A 16,822-nucleotide genomic window follows, 5' to 3' on the forward strand; every position below is an offset into this window, starting at 1 on the left:
ATGACACGACAGAACTATACACTGACCTCCGAGTCCGTCTCGGAAGGGCATCCCGACAAGGTGTGCGACCGGATCTCCGACGCGGTATTGGACGCGTTCCTGACGGTAGAGCCCGAGGCGCGCGTGGCCGCCGAGACCTTTGCCACCACCAATCGTGTCGTGATCGGTGGCGAGGTGCGTCTGCGCGACGAGGATCAACTGATCAAGCTGCGCGACAGCATGGCCGGGATCGTGCGCGACTGCGTCAAGGATATCGGCTACGAGCAGGACAAGTTTCACTGGAAGACTCTGGAGGTCACGAACCTGCTGCACGCGCAGTCCGTAGACATCGCGCAAGGCGTCGATGCGTCGAGCAACAAGGACGAGGGCGCGGGCGATCAGGGCATCATGTTCGGCTACGCCACACGCGAGACCGAAGAGCTGATGCCGGCGCCCATCCATTTCAGCCATGCGATCCTGCGCCGGCTGGCTGAGGTGCGCAAGGATGGCAGCGAGCCACTGCTGCAGCCCGACGCCAAGAGCCAGCTCTCGGTCGTCTATGAGGGCGGCAAGCCGTCGCATATCAGCTCGGTCGTGCTGAGCACGCAGCACAACCGCCATGACGCGCAGGGCAAGGAACTGACGCCGCGCGACGTGCGCGACATTGTCGAGCCCTACATTCGCGACGTGCTGCCCGATGGCTGGCTGCGGGACGAGACGGAATGGCACGTGAACCCGACCGGCGTTTTCGTCATTGGTGGGCCGGATGGGGATGCAGGCCTGACGGGCCGCAAGATCATCGTCGACACTTATGGCGGTGCCGCGCCGCACGGTGGCGGCGCGTTCTCGGGCAAGGATCCGACCAAGGTCGACCGCTCGGCCGCCTATGCCGCGCGCTACCTGGCCAAGAATGTCGTGGCCGCGGGCATGGCCGAGAAATGCACAATCCAGCTGAGCTACGCGATCGGCGTGTCGAAGCCCTTGTCGATCTATGCCGAAACGCACGGCACCGGCGAGGTCGCGCCCGAAGCCATCGAAAAGGCGATCCGCGAGTGCATGGATCTCAGCCCGCGCGGCATCCGCGAGCACCTGTCGCTGAACCAGGCGATTTACCAGCGCACGGCGGCCTACGGTCATTTCGGCCGCGCGCCCGAGGCCGATGGTGGCTTCAGCTGGGAGCGCACGGATCTGGTGGACCGGCTGAAAGCCTGCGTCTGAGCGCAGCCAGACGGACTGCGCTGACGCGTAGGCTGAATATTTTGGAGCGGCGGCCCCTGGCGGGGCCGCCGCTGCGCGTTTGGGGGCTGCGTGCTGCGCCTGCGCCGGCGAGGGCGCTGCTGGCGATTTCGGGAGCCTCCGGCGGGGATATTTTCGGCAAGAAGAACGGGAGGGAGGGCGAGGCGATCTTGCGCCCCTTGGCGCGGCGCGCTAGTGCCTCTGGCCATGATCAAGGACAAGCATCCCTCGGGCGCGCCCTGGCGCAATTTCTATGGCCGGTTCAAGGGCAAGGCCCTGCGCAAAACGCAGGAGGCCGTGCTGGATGAGGATCTGGAGGGGCTGTCGCCGGGCGCCGTCGGTTGGGACGAGAATCCCGAGCGGCGCGCGCTGGATCTGGAGGCGCTCTTTGGCGGGCGTGATCTGTGGCTGGAAATCGGCTTTGGCGGTGGTGAGCACTTGGTGCATATCGCGGCGGAGGCGCCGGATGTCGGGCTGATCGGATGCGAGCCTTACCTGAATGGCGTCGCGATGCTGCTGACCAAGCTGCGCAAGACGCCGCGCCCGAATGTCCGTGTGCATCCGGGCGATGCGCGCGATCTTTTTGATGTGCTGCCGGAGGGCTCGGTCGGGCGGGCCTACCTGCTTTATCCCGATCCCTGGCCCAAGGCGCGGCACCATCGCCGCCGCTTCGTCACCGAGGAGCATCTGGCGCCTTTGGCGCGCGCGATGCGTCCTGGCGCTGAACTGCGGGTGGCGACGGATATCGAGGATTACGTGCGCCAGACGCTCGAAGAGGTGCCGCGCTGCGGGTTCGAGTGGCTCGCCGAGGGGCCGCAGGACTGGCGGCAGCCCTGGGAGGGCTGGATTTCGACACGCTATGAGCAAAAGGCGCTGCGCGAGGGGCGCGTGCCTCATTACCTGCGCTTTCGGCGCGTTTGAGGGTTAATAATCCCGCATCTTGGTGCTGAGCCGGTCCAGCATCGTCAGGCATTGTGTCATCTGGTCCATCGTCACGAATTCATTCGCCTTGTGCGCCTGCTCGATCGAGCCGGGACCGCACAGGATGGCGGACATGCCCATCGTCTGGAAAATGCCGGCCTCGGTGCCGAAGGGGACGACGTCGGCACCGTTCGCGCCGGTCAGCTCCATCATGATGTCGCGTGCCTCGCTGACCTCCGCGGGGATCAGACCTTCGACCTCGCCGATCGTCTCGGTGGTGATCTCGGCCTCGGGGTACACGGCGCGCATCGCGGGCAGGAGGATGTCACTGCAATAATAGTGCAGATCGTCCTTCACGAGCATGAAATCCGAATGCTGCACGGGCCGCATTTCCCAATCGATCTGCGCGGTCGAAGGGATGACGTTATGCGCGACGCCGCCCACCAGCGCGCCGGTGTTGATCGTGGTCCATGGCGGGTCGAAGCGGCTATGGGCGGGTGCGCGGGCGCGCAGCGTGTCCTTGAGTGCCAGAAGGCGCGCCACGAAAAGGGCCGCATATTCCACCGCGTTGACGCCGCGATCGGGCCCCGAGCCATGTCCGGCGAGGCCGGAAAAGCGCGTCGTGTATTCGCAGCAGCCCTTGTGGCCTTCGATCACCCGCATCATCGTCGGCTCGCCGATCAGCGCGACGGCGGGTTTCAGGCCGCGCTCGGTCAGGACACGCGCCAGATCACGCGCGCCAACGCAGCCGGTCTCCTCGTCATAGGTGAAGGAAAAATGCAGCGGGCGGTTGCCGATGCGCTGCGCGAAAGTGGGCGCCATGGCGACGGCGGCGGCGATGAAGCCCTTCATGTCGCAGGCGCCGCGCCCGTAGAGCCGGCCATCCTGCTCGTGCATGGTGAAGGGGTCGGTAGCCCAGATCTGATCGGCTACGGGGACGACGTCGCTATGGCCGGACAGAACGATGCCGCCATCCCCCTCGGGGCCAAGCGTGGCGAAGAGGTTGGCTTTGCTTCCCGACGCATCCTGCATGATTTCGACCCGCGCGCCCGAAGCCTCGAGGCGAGTGGCAAGATAGCCAATCATCTCGAGGTTGCTATCGTGCGACACGGTGGGAAAGGCGATGAGCGAGCGCAGCAGAAACAGCGTATCTTCGATGGGCAGGGACAAGGCGGCGCGTCCTATGCAGAGGGGTGTTTCAGGTCGGGCAGACCACTGGGGTTCTGCTATATATTGATCTGTGCCACGCGGCGCTCCTTGTGCCAAGTGTGGCGTTTAGGACGCAAAACCCGGCCTGCCTGTTGCGAAAAGGCACTGAAAACGGGCTAGGGCGCCGTGAGGATGAAAAATTTACCACCTCTTGGAAAAACTCTGGCGACTATGGCCATATTTGGGTAATTATGCATCAAAACAAGGTTATTAGCTCGGAGCATACCGGGCGTAATTTATAAGCGGCGCAAAAAGCGTCGCACTTGAGGAAGAGTGGTGTTTTCAATGAGCGCGATTAATTTCGTCGCCCGCGGCTCTGCGGGCGCGTCCAACCATGGTACCGTTTCCGCCGACGGCGACAATTCGAGCATCGACGCCTCGGGTGGCGGCGAGATTTCCCTCAATCTTCGACAGAACGACATTCGCGGCTATGATCGCCTCGGCCGCGATCTGGAGATCACGCTGGCCGATGGCCGCGTCATCGTGCTGAGCAATTACTTCGATGGCGCCGAGACGCGCCTGTTCATCAGTGCCGATGGCTATCTCAATGAGGTGACGCTGACCGAGGACATGGATGGCGCGCTCTTCGCCCAGTACGGCCCAGCCGCCGAATGGGGCAAATGGAGCCCATCGGACGAGCTGATCTTTCTGGACGGCACAGAAGTGGCCAGCGCGGGCACGGGTGAGGAAGAAGCCTCGACCATGCTGGGCGCGGGCCTTCTGGGCCTTGGCGGCGCCTCTCTTTGGGGCGCGGGCGCTGCGGGCGCGGCGGTGGTCGCGGGCAGCACGCTTTTGGGTGATGACACGGGCGGCGGGATCGGTGGGGGCGGCGGTGGGCGCATTCCCCCGACCGTGGACCAGGACACCGACATTTCGCTGGGCGGCGACGGCGTCAACGGCACGAACAGCCCCATCGACATCAGCGGCACCGCCGAGCCTGGCGCGAAAGTCGAGGTTACCATCGGTGACAAGACCCAAGAGGCCATCTCGGGCGACAATGGCAAGTGGGACGTGACCTTCGAGGGCGATGATTTCCCCAAGGATGGCGAGCATGATGTCATCGTCAAGGTGACCGAACCCGACGGGACCGAGACCGTTCTGGACGGCCCGACCATCCTGATCGACACCATGCCTCCCGCGGCGGATATCACCGAAGGCACGGTTGCCACGGGCGATATCTTCAACGCGGATGATTTTGCCAATGGCGTGCAGATTTCCGGGACGGGCGAGGCGGGTGCGTCGCTGGTCGTGACCGTTGACGGCGTTGATCGCGAGACGACGGTGGCCCAGGACGGCAGCTGGAGCGTCACCTACGAGCCCGGCACGCTTGAGGGCGGCGAGCGCGTTGCAGATGTGACCATCGTGGCTTCGGATGCGGCGGGCAATACCTCGACCGTCACCGATGGCGTGCGGATCGACACGATTCCGAATGACGTGGCGATCGATCTGGACACCATCGAGGGCGACGGCACCGTCAACCTCGAGGAAAGCCGCAACGGCATCGACCTGACGGGCACAGCCACGGCGGGCGCAGAGGTCGTCGTGACCTTCAATGGTCAGACTCAGACCGTCACCGCCACCGATCAGGGCACCTGGACAGCCATCTTCGACGGAACGGGCCTGGCGCCGGGTCAGTATGACATGGATGTCACCGCAACCAGCACGGATGCGGCGGGCAACGTCAACAGCGCCACCGGCCAGATCCATATCGACACGCTGGTGCAGGATTCCGCGGTCACCAGCAAGTCGGGCGGCACCGATGGCGTGATCAACGCCGATGAGGCGCTGCAGGGTCTGACCGTGACCGGCACGGGCGAGCCGGGCATGCGCGTTGACGTGACGCTCGCGGGGCGGACGGTGCAAGGACAAGTGGCGAATGACGGCAGCTGGACGGCAACCTTCGCCGCCTCGCAGATCCCCACCGGCACGCGGATTGAGACGATGACAGCCGTGGCGACAGACGCCGCAGGCAATGAACAGATCATCACAGCGCCGGTCGAGATCGACACCGAGGCTGGGCTGCTGACGCTCAATTCCGACGCGATCGGCGGCAATGGCGTGATCAATTTCGACGAGGCGCGCGCCGGGGTGCTGGTCACCGGTCAGGCGCCCGAGGGCATGCTGGTCACGGTCGTTTTGGACGGTGTGCGCCACCAGGTCGCCGCGGGTCCGGGCAATGTCTGGCAGACCACATACCAGCAGCACGAGATAATGCAGGGCGAGCATACGCCCGTTGTCTGGGCCTCGATCACCGATGCGGCGGGCAATACCGCCCGCGTCGATGCGACGGTCCATGTCGACACGCAAGTGGACAACCTGAACCTGACACCGCCCAGCCTTGTCGTGGGCACCGACGGGGTGTCTGTCATCAACGGCGCTGTGGCGCGCTCGGGCTTCGATGTGACCGGCACGGTCGAGCCTGGCTCGGTCGTCACGGTCACCATCGACGGCGTAACGCGGCCTGCAGTGGTGAACGATGCCACCGGCACCTGGAGCACGCGTTTCGAGGGTGCCAGCATCCGGGGCGGGCAGTACGACGCGGATATCACGGTGAATGTCCAAGACGACGCGGGCAACGTCTCGCGCATCGACGACACGGTCAAGGTCGATACTTTCGTGGACGAGCTGACGCGCAACAACGACCAGTTCGGCGATGACACGGTCATCAACGCCGCCGAGGCGCGCGCGGGCGTGACCCTGACGGGCGAGGTCGAACCCGGCTCGACCGTGCAGGTCGATGTGCTGGGCCGCAGCTATAATGCGGTCGTCGCGGCCAACGGCGCCTGGACGCTCGACATCCCGGCGGCGCATATTCCGCAGGCGGATCAGACCTTTGACATGACCGTCACGGCCACCGATTCGGCGCGCAACGTCACCACCATCGACGATACGTTAACCATCGACACGCTTGTGCCGGACCACACTGATATCGTTGGCTATTTCCGCGAGGGTGGCGGCTATCGCTCGGTCACCATCAAGACGTCGGACGACAATATCGACATCTTCCGCGTGGGCCGCGACGGCAGCGTCAGCGAAGCGTCGGTCTATGAAAGCGCCGACGCCTTCCTTGGCGAGACGGACTATCATTTCCTGAATGCCTCGGGCAGGGCGGGTACGATCCCCGACGGCTCGCAGTTGATCATCGCGAACACCGATAATGCAGGCAACAGCGTGGGCACCTACGTCGTGCTGGACGAGACGGCGACGGATATCGTGAATATCTCGAATCCAAACCTGAAGGGCCTGCAGATCGAAGCGATCGACCTCAGTTTCGGCGATCAGAGCAAGCTGACGCTGACCGAGGATATCGTGACGGGCCTGTCGGACAATAGCGACACCCTGGTCGTGCATGGCGGTGGGGATGACCGCGTCACCATGCTGGGCGCCACACGGGGCGGCACGGCGATGGTCGATGGCAACACACATACGATCTACACGCTGGGCGACAGCGCGCAGGTGCTGATCGACGACGACATCACCAACGTGGTGATCTGAGGCGAGGACACGATACGCACATGCGGCGCGCGGGATCTCTCGCCGCGCTGCATGAGAGAAAGGTGGCGGACAAACGCGCACCGAAGGGCAAGGCGGACGGACGCATGGGGATCAAGGGCAGGCACAGGCAGCACGCGGCGCGGCGCGCCGGCGGCATGCGCCGTGCAGCCTTGCTCGGCGCCTGCACCCTGGCGCTGGGCGGTTGCCTCGCCCAAGGCGGCGGGAACGACGTCTCGCGCCTCGCCTCCGGCCCCGCTGGTACGTCCGAGCTGTCCCCGGCGCAGCGCGAGGCGGCGGCATCGCCGGTCATCACCGCGCTGCAATCCCGGCGCAGCCTGCTGCCCCCCGGCAGCGCCTATAGCGCCGTTTCAGACGCCGTTCTGGCCGCCAACAGCCGCACCGCCGAGGCCGAATTGCGCGCCGCGCGCCTGCGCGCCAGCGCCGCCTCCAAGAATTGGCTGCCGCAGATCGGGCCCAGCATCTCGCTCACCAGTCTCAGCGATGTGGTCGCGAATATCGTGCTGGAGCAGGTCCTGTTAGATCATGGCCGCCTCAAGGCCGAGCGCGCCTTTGCCAAAGCCGATGTCGAGGTGGCGGCCGTCGATCTGGCGGACGACACCAACGCGCGCGTCTTTACCGCGCTGACGCTCTACCTGGATGCGGCGCAAGCGCGCGAGCGCGCGGCGCTCGACACCCGCACCCTGAGCGACATGGGTCATTTCAACTGGATCATGCAGGAGCGTGTGGCGGGCGGGGTTTCGGACCGCTCGGATCTGAGCGTTCTCGATCAGAAACTGGGCGAGATCCGCCTCAGTCTGACCTCCGCGCAGGAGGCCGAGCGCACGGCATTGGCCGAGCTGAACGCCATGGCCGCGACCCCGCTGGACGGCGTCACCGGCCTGACCAATCTGCCGCCCATACCCAAAGGCCCACGCGCCCTGTCGGTCCTGCGCGCGATCGCCGAGGAGGATCGCAGCGTCGCCGAGGCGCGAACCGAGCGCGCGGGCCTTCTGCCGGGGCTGACCGCCAACGGCACCGTGGGCAGCGACAATGACGGCGGCATCAATCTGGGCGGGGGCCTTCTGGGCCTTGGCACCGGCGACAGCCTGCGCGCCATCGAAATGCAAAAGGACGCCGCCGCGCGCCAGACCGCTCAGGCCGAGGAAGACGCCGCGCGCACCCTGCGCCGGTTGGAACAGCAGATCATCGCGCTTGAACGTCAGGCGGATGAGGCCGCAGCGCTGGCCGCGCAGGCGCGCACCAATCTGGACCTTTTTCAAGAACAATATGACGGCGGCCAACGCCAGGTCATGGATGTCGTCGGCGTCTACGAGACCTTCGCCGCGCGCCAGCAATCCGCGCTGGACCGCAAGTATGAGCTGGCCCGCGCGCGCCTCCAATCGGCGCGCCTTCTGGGCCTTCTGGCAGACGGGAGCCGGATTTGACCAAGGCCCCCGTTTCCCTGACCATCACCAGCGGAACCGCGCGCAATTCAGGCAACGCCCCTCCAGCCCTTGTCGCCAACGCCCCGCGCGAGGCCAAGCCCGTCGATGACCGTGCCGCCGTCCGCGCCAAGCTGGCCGCAACCTACGCCGCATTCCTGGGCGTGCAGATCGACGCGCGCGATGTGCTCGAGGCGATGCAGCGGCGCGCCGATGGCACAAGCGGCGCGGTCCAGCCGCGGGCGCTGGCCGATGGCATGGCCGCCTGTGACATGCTGACCGAGGTGGCAACGGTCCCCAACATGACCGGCGATCACTGGCCGGCCCTTGCGCAGATGACCAGCGGCCAGTTCCTTTTGGTACTGTCTCAGCACGGGGGAACGCTGATCATCTACGACACCACGTGCCCCGACAACCGCGCCGAGGTGCCCGTGGCCGAGTTCGAGCCTTATTTCACCGGCATCGTCGTGCGCGCCGACGCGCCCGTCGAGGCGCTGTCGCGCGCTCATGTGGCGCCGGAAAAGGCGCCTCATTGGTTTTGGGGCCAGTTCCGCGCGTTTCGCCGCCATTTTGCCGAGATCGCGCTGGGATCCTTTGTCGCCAATATCCTTGCCGTCGCGGTCGCGCTTTTCAGCTTGCAGGTCTATGACCGCGTGATCCCGCATCAATCCGAGGCGACGCTGTGGATGCTGGCCTTCGGCGCGATCCTCGCCCTCTTGATGGAATCGTTCCTGAAAATCGCGCGCGCGCGCCTGATGGACGGGGCCGGACGCCAAATCGAGGTGGGCGTTCAGAGCCTCCTGATGGACCGCATCCTTGGCATGCGATCGGACCGGGCCAGCCGTGCGCCCTCGCAACTCTTCAGCTCAATGCGCGAATTCAGCTCGGTGCGCGAATTCTTCACCGCCTCGACCGTGGGCACCATCGCGGACATCCCGTTCCTCTTCGTGTTCCTGCTGCTGGTCGCGTCCATCGCGGGCAATGTCGTCTGGGTGCTGGTCATCGGCGGCATCGTCATGGTCGTGCCGGGTTTTTTCCTGCAGAAAAAGATGATCCGCCTCACGCAGGAAACCCAAGGCGCGGGTGCCAAATCCTCGCGCCTGCTCCATGAGGCGGTGTTTGAGCTGGACACGCTCAAGACGCAGCGCGCCGAGGATCGCTTTCGCCGCACATGGACCGAGCTGACGACGCTGAGCGCGCTCAAATCCTCGGATCAGCGCAAGCTGGCCTCTGTCCTCACCTTCTGGAGCCAGGGCGTCCAGCAGGCCACCTATATCGCGGCGATCATCACCTGCACCTACCTCGTCTTTGCCGGGCAGTTCACCGTCGGGTCGATCATCGCGGTCAGCATCCTGACCTCGCGCACGCTGGCCCCGCTGACGCAGATCGCGGGCACGATGGCGCGCTGGGGCAACGTCAAATCCGCACTCGACGGGCTGGATGCCATCGCCGATGCGCCGCAGGACCGCAGCAATGATCGCAGCTATCTGCGCCGCGAAGAGATCAACGGGGCCTTCGAGCTGCGCGAGGTGCAATTCGCCTATGACGAGGAGGGCGCGCCGACGCTGGATATCCCCGGCATTCAGCTTAACCCCGGTCAGGCGGTCGCGGTCCTTGGCACCAATGGCTCGGGCAAGTCGACCCTGCTCAAGCTTCTCTCGGGCCTCTATCCGCCGTCGAAGGGGCGCATCCTTCTGGACGGCACCGACATGAGCCAGATCGAGCCGCGCGATATCCGCCGCGGCATCGGCTATCTGGGGCAGGACGTGCGCCTCTTCACCGGCACGCTTCGCGAGAACCTGAACCTCAACCTGCTGGAGCGCGACGACGCCCGCCTGATGCAGGCGCTGGATTTCGCGGGCCTCGGCCCGTTCGTGCGCGGCCATCCCAAGGGGCTGGACGTCGAGATCCTCGACGGCGGCGGCGGCCTCAGCCAGGGGCAGCGGCAGTCCATCGGCTGGGCGCGCCTGTGGCTGCAGAACCCGCGCGTGTGCCTTCTGGACGAGCCGACTGCGGCGCTGGACCAGACGCTGGAGCGCACGCTGGTCAGCCGGCTGGAGACATGGCTGCAGGGGCGCACCGCGGTCATCGCCACGCACCGCATGCCGATCCTGAAACTGACCACGCGCACGCTGATCCTGCAGAACGGGCGCATGGCGGTGGACGGCCCGCGCGATCAGGTTCTGGCCCATCTTGCCGCCGCGCAGGAGGGCACGTAAATGGCCACCTCATCGACCAACCTGAACGCCCAACTGACCCAGCGGCTTGCCGGCCCGTCGCTGACCATCTGGCTGTGCGCCGCATCGGTCTGGATCTTTATCCTCTGGGCCGCCTTTGCATGGCTCGATGAAATCGTCCGCGCGCAGGGCGCCTTCATCTCGTCCAGCCGGCCGCAGATCATCCAGAACCTCGAGGGCGGCATCCTGTCCGAGCTGCTGGTGCAGGAAGGCGACATTGTGCAGCGCGGCGATGTTCTGGCACGGCTGCATGGCACGCAGTTCAAATCCTCGGTGGCGGATCTGCTGGACCAGATCACAGCACTGGAAATTCGGCGCTTGCGCCTCGAGGCCGAGCTGGAGGGAGCCTTCGACTTTACCGTTCCGCCCGAGATGGCCGAGCGCACGCCCGAGATCGTGGCGTCCGAGCGTGCGCTTCTGGCCGCGCGACAAGCCGATTTCGTCAAGCGCAGCGAGGGCGCCAAGAGCATCCTCAAACAGGCCACCGAAGAGCTGGGCGTGATGGAGAATATGCTGAAACGCAAGATCGTGGCATTGATCGAGGTCACGCGCGCGCGCAAGGATCATGCGGATGCGCAAAATCGCTATGACGAGATCATCACGCAAACCGAGCTGGAGCGCGCACAGGAATATTCCGAAACGCTGAAAGAGCTTGCGACGCTGAAACAGAATCTCAAATCCAGCCAGGATCAGCTGAACCGCACCACGCTGGTCAGCCCGATGCGCGGCGTGATCAACAACCTGAGCGTCACCACCATCGGCGGTGTCGTGCGTCCGGGCGAGGAGATCATGTCGATCACCCCGCTTGACGAGGAGCTTTTCGTCGAGGCGCGCGTGCCGCCTGAAGATATCGGGGGCCTGCGCCAGGGGCAGGAGGCGACGATCAAGCTGACGGCCTATGATTATACGATCTACGGCACGCTCAAGGGCGCCGTGGATTTCATTTCCGCGGACACGTTCAAGGACGAACGCGCACGCGAGGCGGACGGCAATCCGCATTACAAGGTGACGGTGCGCGTCGACATGACGGACCTCACGCCGCGGCAGGCCAGCATCGAGATCCGCCCCGGCATGCAGGCCGAGATCGAGCTGCACACCGGCGAGAAAACGGTGCTGCAATACCTTCTCAAACCGCTCTACAAATCGCGTGAGGCGTTCCGCGAGCCGTAATGCGATTTTTACGAAAAATCGCCCGAAGAGTTTTCCGCGAAAACTCTTGGCCCGGTGTCAGACCTCCAGCCAGATCGTTACCGGCCCGTCATTGACGAGGCTGACCTGCATCGACGCGCCGAACTGGCCCGTCTCGCAAGGGATCCCCTCTGAGCGCAGGGCCTCGGTGAAAAGCTGGTAGAGCCGATCGCCCTCGGCGGGCGGCGCGGCGGCGCTGAACCCCGGCCGATTGCCGCTGCGCGTGTCGGCGGCCAGTGTGAACTGACTGACCACCAGCGCGCTGCCACCCTTGTCCCGCAGCGAGAGATTCATCTTGCCCGCATCATCCTGAAAGATGCGCAGCTTGGCGATCTTGGCAGCCATTTGCGCGGCCTGTGCATCGTCGTCGCCCTGCATGGCGCAGATCAGGATCAAGAGGCCCGGCCCGGTCTGGCCGATGACTGTGCCCTCTACCTCGACGGAGGCGCGGGTCACGCGTTGAATGAGGGCGCGCATGGGCAGGCTCCTTGGCTTTTGCGCGATGCTGCGACGGGTGCTTTGCGCCGTCAAGCCCGCCGAAGCGACCGCAGCACGCGCCCATCCGTCACGAGGATCCCGGCGGCGATGATGGCGAGACCGAGATAGGCGGACGGGGCGAGGGCCTCATCCAGAAACGCGGCGCCAAGGCCGATGGCGAAGGGCGGGATCATCAGCGTCACCAGCATCAGGTTGGCGGCGCCTGCACGGCGCAGGATCGCGAAATAGAGCAGATAGGCGCAGGAGGTCGAGAGGACCGCCAGCGCGATCAGCGCGGCCCAGGTGCCGGGGGCAAGATCCATGCGCGGCACGCCGTCCACCATCAGGGCAATTGGGATCATCAGGATCGTGCTGCCCGCCAGCATCCCCAGCGCATTCATCTGCGCGGGCTGTGCCGACAGATGCTTGCGCGCCCAGACCCCGGCGAAGGCATAGCTGAGCGCGGCGGCGATGATGGCAAGCTGCGCGAGGCTGCGCAGATCCAGATCGCGCGCGGCATCCGGGCCGATTACCACCGCGACGCCCAAAAGGCCGAGCGCCGCACCGCTGAACTTGCGCGCCGTCAGCCGCTCATCAACGAGGAAGATGCCCGCCACGACCGCGCCGAATACCGCCGCCGTGCCGTTGAGGATCGAGGCCAGCCCGCCCTCGATACTGGCCTGACCCCAGAAGATCAGCGAGAACGGGAGCGCGTTGTTGAGCGCGCCCATGACCAGATAGGCGCCCCAGATCCGCGCGCTGCGGGGCAGAGCGATGCCCCGCAGCCGCAGCACCAGAAAGAGAAGGGGCAGCGCAAGGGCCACGCGGTAGAGTGTGATGGTGAGGGGCGGCACCTGGGTCAGGGCGATCTCGGCGAAGAAGAACGAGCCGCCCCAGATGGCCGAAAGGGCCAGCATCATGAGCGCGGAGGCGGGGGATATGGTGGGCGATGTCATGGCGCTGTCATGCCCCCTGCCGCGCCATGGCGCGACCCGGTTCTTGCGCAATGGCGACGCGCCCGCCTATTGCGTTGCGGCGACATAGCCGATGGCGGCCGCGACTAGCAGGCCGATCAGCACGGCGAAGGCGATCTTCCACGCGGACCAGGGCCGCTCGCCCTGGACGCGGCCGGTGCGGCCGTTGACGACGAAACGGTAGCTTTGGCCACGATACTTGTAGGCGGCCATCCAGACGGGCAGCAGAATATGCTTGAACGACGCGTCGCTGACCTCGGTCTCGATCCGGTGGATGCGCTGGCGGTCGCCGCCGATGTCGAATTTGACGTCGCGCGCGATGATGGCATCCATGGCCTCGCGCGCCTCGCCATATCCTGTGTCGAGCGCGACGGTATACCCCTCGGCGGCGAAGCCTGCGAGGTATTCGGGATTGTATGGCTCGAGCGCGCCCAGATCCCAGGGGGGCAGCGCGTCCGTATAGCGCTTGGGCAGGGCATGCGAGGCCAGCACCAGCACATCGTCGAAAGCGCGCGCCACGCGGCCCGATACGCTGCGCCAGCGCACTTTGGGCACGCGGATCGTCTGACGCTTGCCGTCGCGCATGACCGTGCGCGTCTCGTAATAGACCGTGCCGCGCTCGCCGCTATAGGCCGAGCGGGTGGCGGCGTCGAAGGTCCAGTAGGGCACGTAAATGCCATTCAGCCGGCGCCCTTTGCGGGCGTACTCCTTGAGGCCGTTCGGAGCGAACCAGAGCTGGCCCAGCCACTCGGCCATCGCCCCACGCGCGGTTTCCTCGTCGATGGCGAAGGGCAGCACGCCGCGCGGCTTGATGCGCCGCTGCGATCCGGTGCAGGTGACCATGGGGGTCGCGCAGAACGGGCACTCGCCCGCATGCGCGGCGCCCGCAAGCTCTACCTCGGCCCCGCAATTGGGACAGGAGAGAAGCTGTCTTTCCTCCGTCTCGGTGTCCGCGTCGTCGGTGCCGCCGAGGCTGCGCAGGGCGGCGGCCAGATCTTGTTCGCGGAGCGCCGTGTCCCATGGGCCGGGGCCGGCGATCTCCTGCCGGTTGCCGCAATGATCGCAGATCAGCGCGCCGCCATCCGGCGCAAAGCGCAGATCGGCGCCGCAGGCATCGCAAGGAAAGCGGTGCTGGGGCGCTGCGGGCGTCGGGGCGTCGGGGGCGGGCGTATACATGCGGGGCCGATCGGGGAGTGAGTATTTTTGCCAAGATGAACCGGGGAGCGACTGCGCCTGCAGGCAACCCCGGAGGGGTGGCTCAGGCAGGCGGCGGGGGCGGGGGCATAATGGTGAAGAGTTGCGCCAGTTCCGGCACATCCTCGGCGGGCATCCAGCCATCCTGGCCCGCGGTCCAGACCATGGTGCCGCGTGCCAACTCTCCCTTGGTGGCCATGCGGCCCATCGCGGCACGCGAATAGGGGCCATGCGTTTCACCATTCTCCGCGATGTGCCAGACGCGCTCGGGCGCTGGTGCGGGCGGCGGCGAGGCGGGGGCCGCGCCTTCCGCAGGCTGCGCACCCCAAGGCCCGCCGGGGGCCATCTGGCCTGCCATCGCCATGCCCATCCCCATGCCGAGCCCGGCGCCCATGCCGCCGCCGCCCGATGGGTTCGACGCGGCCTCGCTCATCGCCTCGGCAGCGGAATACTGGGTGTATTTGCCCAGATCGCCCGCAATCCCCATCGAGGTCCGCTTGTCCAACGCCTTCTCGACGGCGGGCGGCAGCGAGATGTTCTCGATGTAAAGCTCAGGGATGGTCAGGCCGTAGGCGGCCACCGTCTGGCTGATCGCACCGGCCACCAGCTTGCCCAGATCGGCGGTGTTTGCGGCCATGTCGAGCACCGGGATGCCCGAGGCGGCAATGGCGCGGCTGAATTCCTGCACGATGATATTGCGGATCTGGAAGCTGATTTCATCGCGGGTGAATTCGCCATCCGTGCCGACGATCTCGCGCAGGAAAAGGGCCGGATCGCCGACCCGTACGGTATAGGTGCCGAAGGCGCGAATGCGGGTGGGGCCGAATTCGGGATCGCGCAGCATGATCGGGTTTTTCGTGCCCCATTTCAGATCGTTGAAACGCGCTGTGCTGACGAAATAAATCTCGGATTTGAAAGGGCTGCGAAAGCCGTGATCCCAATGCTGGAGCGTCGTCATCACCGGCATGTTGTTGGTCTCGAGCATGTAAAGGCCGGGCGTGAAGACATCCGCCAATTGTCCCTCATGGACGAAGATCGCCGCCTGTCCTTCGCGCACGGTCAGTTTGGCGCCATATTTGATCTCGTGCCCTTCGCGCTCGAACCGCCAGACCATTGTGTCGCGCGTGTCATCCGTCCAGTGAATGACGTCGATGAACTCGCCTTTCAGAAAGTCGAAGATGCCCATTGCACGTAGTCCTCTTGCCGCTTGATGCCGGGCGCGAGCGTCGCATGTTTGGGGGGCGGTGCCAAGACTTTGCCGATGGCGCGCGCGGCCAGCATGCGGCGCGCGGCGGCGGCGCCGAAAATGGGGCGCGCAGGCTTGTCCGGCAAAGGGCCGGGCAGTGTGGCAAGCGCATGGCGCAGGCCGGGCAGGGCCGCGGCCATGGCGTGATCGCCGGCCAGATAGCTCTCGGTGGCGGCGCCCTCGGCCAGGATGATCTCGTGCCGGGCCAGAACCAGATGCAGGTACCGCACCTGCCGCGTGCCACGGCGCCTGCGAATACCGGGATATCCCGTCAGCGCCTTGGCGGGCACCAGCACCTCGCGTCCGGCTGCGTCGGTGACAAGGATCCGGTGATTGGGCGACAGGATCAGCATCCGCTCCGGCAGGCCATGTCCCAGCGTGCCGGGTTTCACTTCAATCGGCTTGTCGCGGTCCGCATCCGCGCCGTCTGAAGGGCGCGGGTCAAAGATGGCAGTGCGCGCCAGAACCATTCGCAGTGGTCGTGCGCCATGATCGCGGGTCAGTACGAGGTCGCCCGCGCGCAAATGCTCGACCAGCCGCGGGCCATCCGGCGTGGCAATGCGAGTGCCGGCGGCAAAGCAGGGCACGAAGGTCTTGCTGTAGGTGTATCTGCCCGCGCCGGAATCGTACTGATAGGATGACCCAGCTGCCTGATCGTCCTGCACAGACTGGCCATCCACCGTGCCGATATTTGTCGTGCCGGGAAAGCTTGGCTGACTGGCGACCCGGGGTGGCCCGGCATCCATGTTGAAGACGATGTACTCCCCCGAGCTGGGATCGACGAGGGCCAGCGAGTCGGGCTGACCAGTGTTGCCTTCAGTCATGATGTTGGTCGAATTGCCACCAGCCCCCGATTCAACACCGCCCTGGGATGCCTCTTGCGCCCAAGCTGGCGGCGGGCCCGTGATTTCATTGATGACGTAGAGCGTCTGACCGGGCTGCAGGACCGTGCCGGATGGAAACGTGTGAAAGTGCCCCTCGCGCGCGCTGTCGGGTGCATTGGCGCCTCTGCCCTGGGACCAGATTTGCCAGCCGGATATATCGATGGGATCGCCCGAGTCATTGGTGAACGAGACGAATTCATCCTCTTGTGTGGCAGTGCCATCGCCATCCGTGTCGAATTCGGCCCCTTCGGAATTGTCCGTGTAGACCTGATCAAAGCGGACACCTTGCAGTTTTGCGACCATGCGGCCCTCCCCAGATGGCGCGCGGCGCGCTGCCTGG

At 65.6% G+C, this 16,822-nt stretch carries 12 protein-coding genes; 6 read left to right on the plus strand and 6 right to left on the minus strand.

Annotated features, from left to right (window positions below; genetic code table 11):
* Nucleotides 1-1,197: a methionine adenosyltransferase gene (gene metK / locus BW975_RS08280; protein ID WP_076532604.1), complete on the plus strand. Its 1,197-nt coding sequence runs from the start codon at nt 1-3 to the stop codon at nt 1,195-1,197.
* A gap of 225 nt (nt 1,198-1,422) precedes the next feature.
* Nucleotides 1,423-2,136 (plus strand): tRNA (guanine(46)-N(7))-methyltransferase TrmB, encoded by a 714-nt coding sequence (gene trmB, locus BW975_RS08285; RefSeq protein WP_076533553.1) that lies wholly within the window; start codon nt 1,423-1,425, stop codon nt 2,134-2,136.
* A gap of 3 nt (nt 2,137-2,139) precedes the next feature.
* Here trmB and argE read toward each other — a convergent pair whose 3' ends face one another.
* Nucleotides 2,140-3,306 (minus strand): acetylornithine deacetylase, encoded by a 1,167-nt coding sequence (gene argE, locus BW975_RS08290; RefSeq protein ID WP_076532606.1) that lies wholly within the window; start codon nt 3,304-3,306, stop codon nt 2,140-2,142.
* Nucleotides 3,307-3,630: 324 nt separating this feature from the next.
* On the opposite strand from argE, the gene BW975_RS08295 reads away from it, so the two are divergent.
* From BW975_RS08295 to BW975_RS08310, 4 genes are all read left to right on the plus strand, one after another.
* Nucleotides 3,631-6,840, plus strand: coding sequence for an Ig-like domain-containing protein (locus BW975_RS08295; protein WP_076532607.1), 3,210 nt, complete (start codon nt 3,631-3,633; stop codon nt 6,838-6,840).
* A gap of 62 nt (nt 6,841-6,902) precedes the next feature.
* On the plus strand, nt 6,903-8,285 hold the full coding sequence (locus tag BW975_RS08300) for a TolC family protein (protein ID WP_244512464.1): 1,383 nt from the start codon (nt 6,903-6,905) through the stop codon (nt 8,283-8,285).
* Nucleotides 8,282-10,501, plus strand: a complete 2,220-nt coding sequence (locus BW975_RS08305) for an ATP-binding cassette domain-containing protein (RefSeq protein ID WP_076532609.1) — start codon at nt 8,282-8,284, stop codon at nt 10,499-10,501. The genes BW975_RS08300 and BW975_RS08305 overlap by 4 nt, the downstream gene beginning before the upstream one ends.
* The gene (locus tag BW975_RS08310) at nt 10,502-11,689 is read left to right on the plus strand and encodes an HlyD family type I secretion periplasmic adaptor subunit (RefSeq protein WP_076532611.1); all 1,188 of its coding nucleotides are present in this window, start codon (nt 10,502-10,504) and stop codon (nt 11,687-11,689) included. It begins immediately after the preceding gene.
* Between the two features lie 57 nt (nt 11,690-11,746).
* On the opposite strand, the gene dtd is transcribed toward BW975_RS08310, so the two are convergent.
* The 5 genes from dtd to BW975_RS08335 all read right to left on the minus strand — a co-directional run bounded on the left by dtd (nt 11,747) and on the right by BW975_RS08335 (nt 16,785).
* Nucleotides 11,747-12,184 (minus strand): D-aminoacyl-tRNA deacylase, encoded by a 438-nt coding sequence (dtd, locus tag BW975_RS08315; RefSeq protein WP_076532613.1) that lies wholly within the window; start codon nt 12,182-12,184, stop codon nt 11,747-11,749.
* 50 nt (nt 12,185-12,234) lie between these two features.
* Complete coding sequence (locus tag BW975_RS08320) at nt 12,235-13,140, minus strand: DMT family transporter (protein ID WP_076532615.1); 906 nt, start codon at nt 13,138-13,140, stop codon at nt 12,235-12,237.
* A 66-nt stretch (nt 13,141-13,206) separates the two neighbouring features.
* Nucleotides 13,207-14,334, minus strand: a complete 1,128-nt coding sequence (locus BW975_RS08325; protein WP_076532617.1) for a TFIIB-type zinc finger domain-containing protein — start codon at nt 14,332-14,334, stop codon at nt 13,207-13,209.
* An 82-nt stretch (nt 14,335-14,416) separates the two neighbouring features.
* Nucleotides 14,417-15,538, minus strand: coding sequence for an SPFH domain-containing protein (locus BW975_RS08330; RefSeq protein ID WP_076532618.1), 1,122 nt, complete (start codon nt 15,536-15,538; stop codon nt 14,417-14,419).
* Nucleotides 15,517-16,785 carry a Hint domain-containing protein gene (locus BW975_RS08335; RefSeq protein WP_076532620.1) on the minus strand — a complete coding sequence of 423 codons (1,269 nt, stop codon included), beginning with the start codon at nt 16,783-16,785 and terminating at the stop codon, nt 15,517-15,519. The genes BW975_RS08330 and BW975_RS08335 overlap by 22 nt, the downstream gene beginning before the upstream one ends.
* Between the last annotated feature and the right edge of the window lie 37 nt (nt 16,786-16,822).

It is taken from the genome of Roseovarius nanhaiticus (assembly GCF_900156535.1).
Taxonomy (GTDB): domain Bacteria; phylum Pseudomonadota; class Alphaproteobacteria; order Rhodobacterales; family Rhodobacteraceae; genus Roseovarius; species Roseovarius nanhaiticus.

Excerpts from the sequence above, each read along its gene's own strand:
- metK (WP_076532604.1), top strand. The coding sequence starts at position 1 with ATGACACGACAGAACTATACACTGACCTCCGAGTCCGTCTCGGAAGGG.
- BW975_RS08330 (WP_076532618.1), bottom strand. The coding sequence starts at position 15,538 with ATGGGCATCTTCGACTTTCTGAAAGGCGAGTTCATCGACGTCATTCAC.
- BW975_RS08325 (WP_076532617.1), bottom strand. The coding sequence starts at position 14,334 with ATGTATACGCCCGCCCCCGACGCCCCGACGCCCGCAGCGCCCCAGCAC.
- BW975_RS08335 (WP_076532620.1), bottom strand. The coding sequence starts at position 16,785 with ATGGTCGCAAAACTGCAAGGTGTCCGCTTTGATCAGGTCTACACGGAC.
- BW975_RS08320 (WP_076532615.1), bottom strand. The coding sequence starts at position 13,140 with ATGACATCGCCCACCATATCCCCCGCCTCCGCGCTCATGATGCTGGCC.
- BW975_RS08295 (WP_076532607.1), top strand. The coding sequence starts at position 3,631 with ATGAGCGCGATTAATTTCGTCGCCCGCGGCTCTGCGGGCGCGTCCAAC.
- BW975_RS08310 (WP_076532611.1), top strand. The coding sequence starts at position 10,502 with ATGGCCACCTCATCGACCAACCTGAACGCCCAACTGACCCAGCGGCTT.
- dtd (WP_076532613.1), bottom strand. The coding sequence starts at position 12,184 with ATGCGCGCCCTCATTCAACGCGTGACCCGCGCCTCCGTCGAGGTAGAG.
- trmB (WP_076533553.1), top strand. The coding sequence starts at position 1,423 with ATGATCAAGGACAAGCATCCCTCGGGCGCGCCCTGGCGCAATTTCTAT.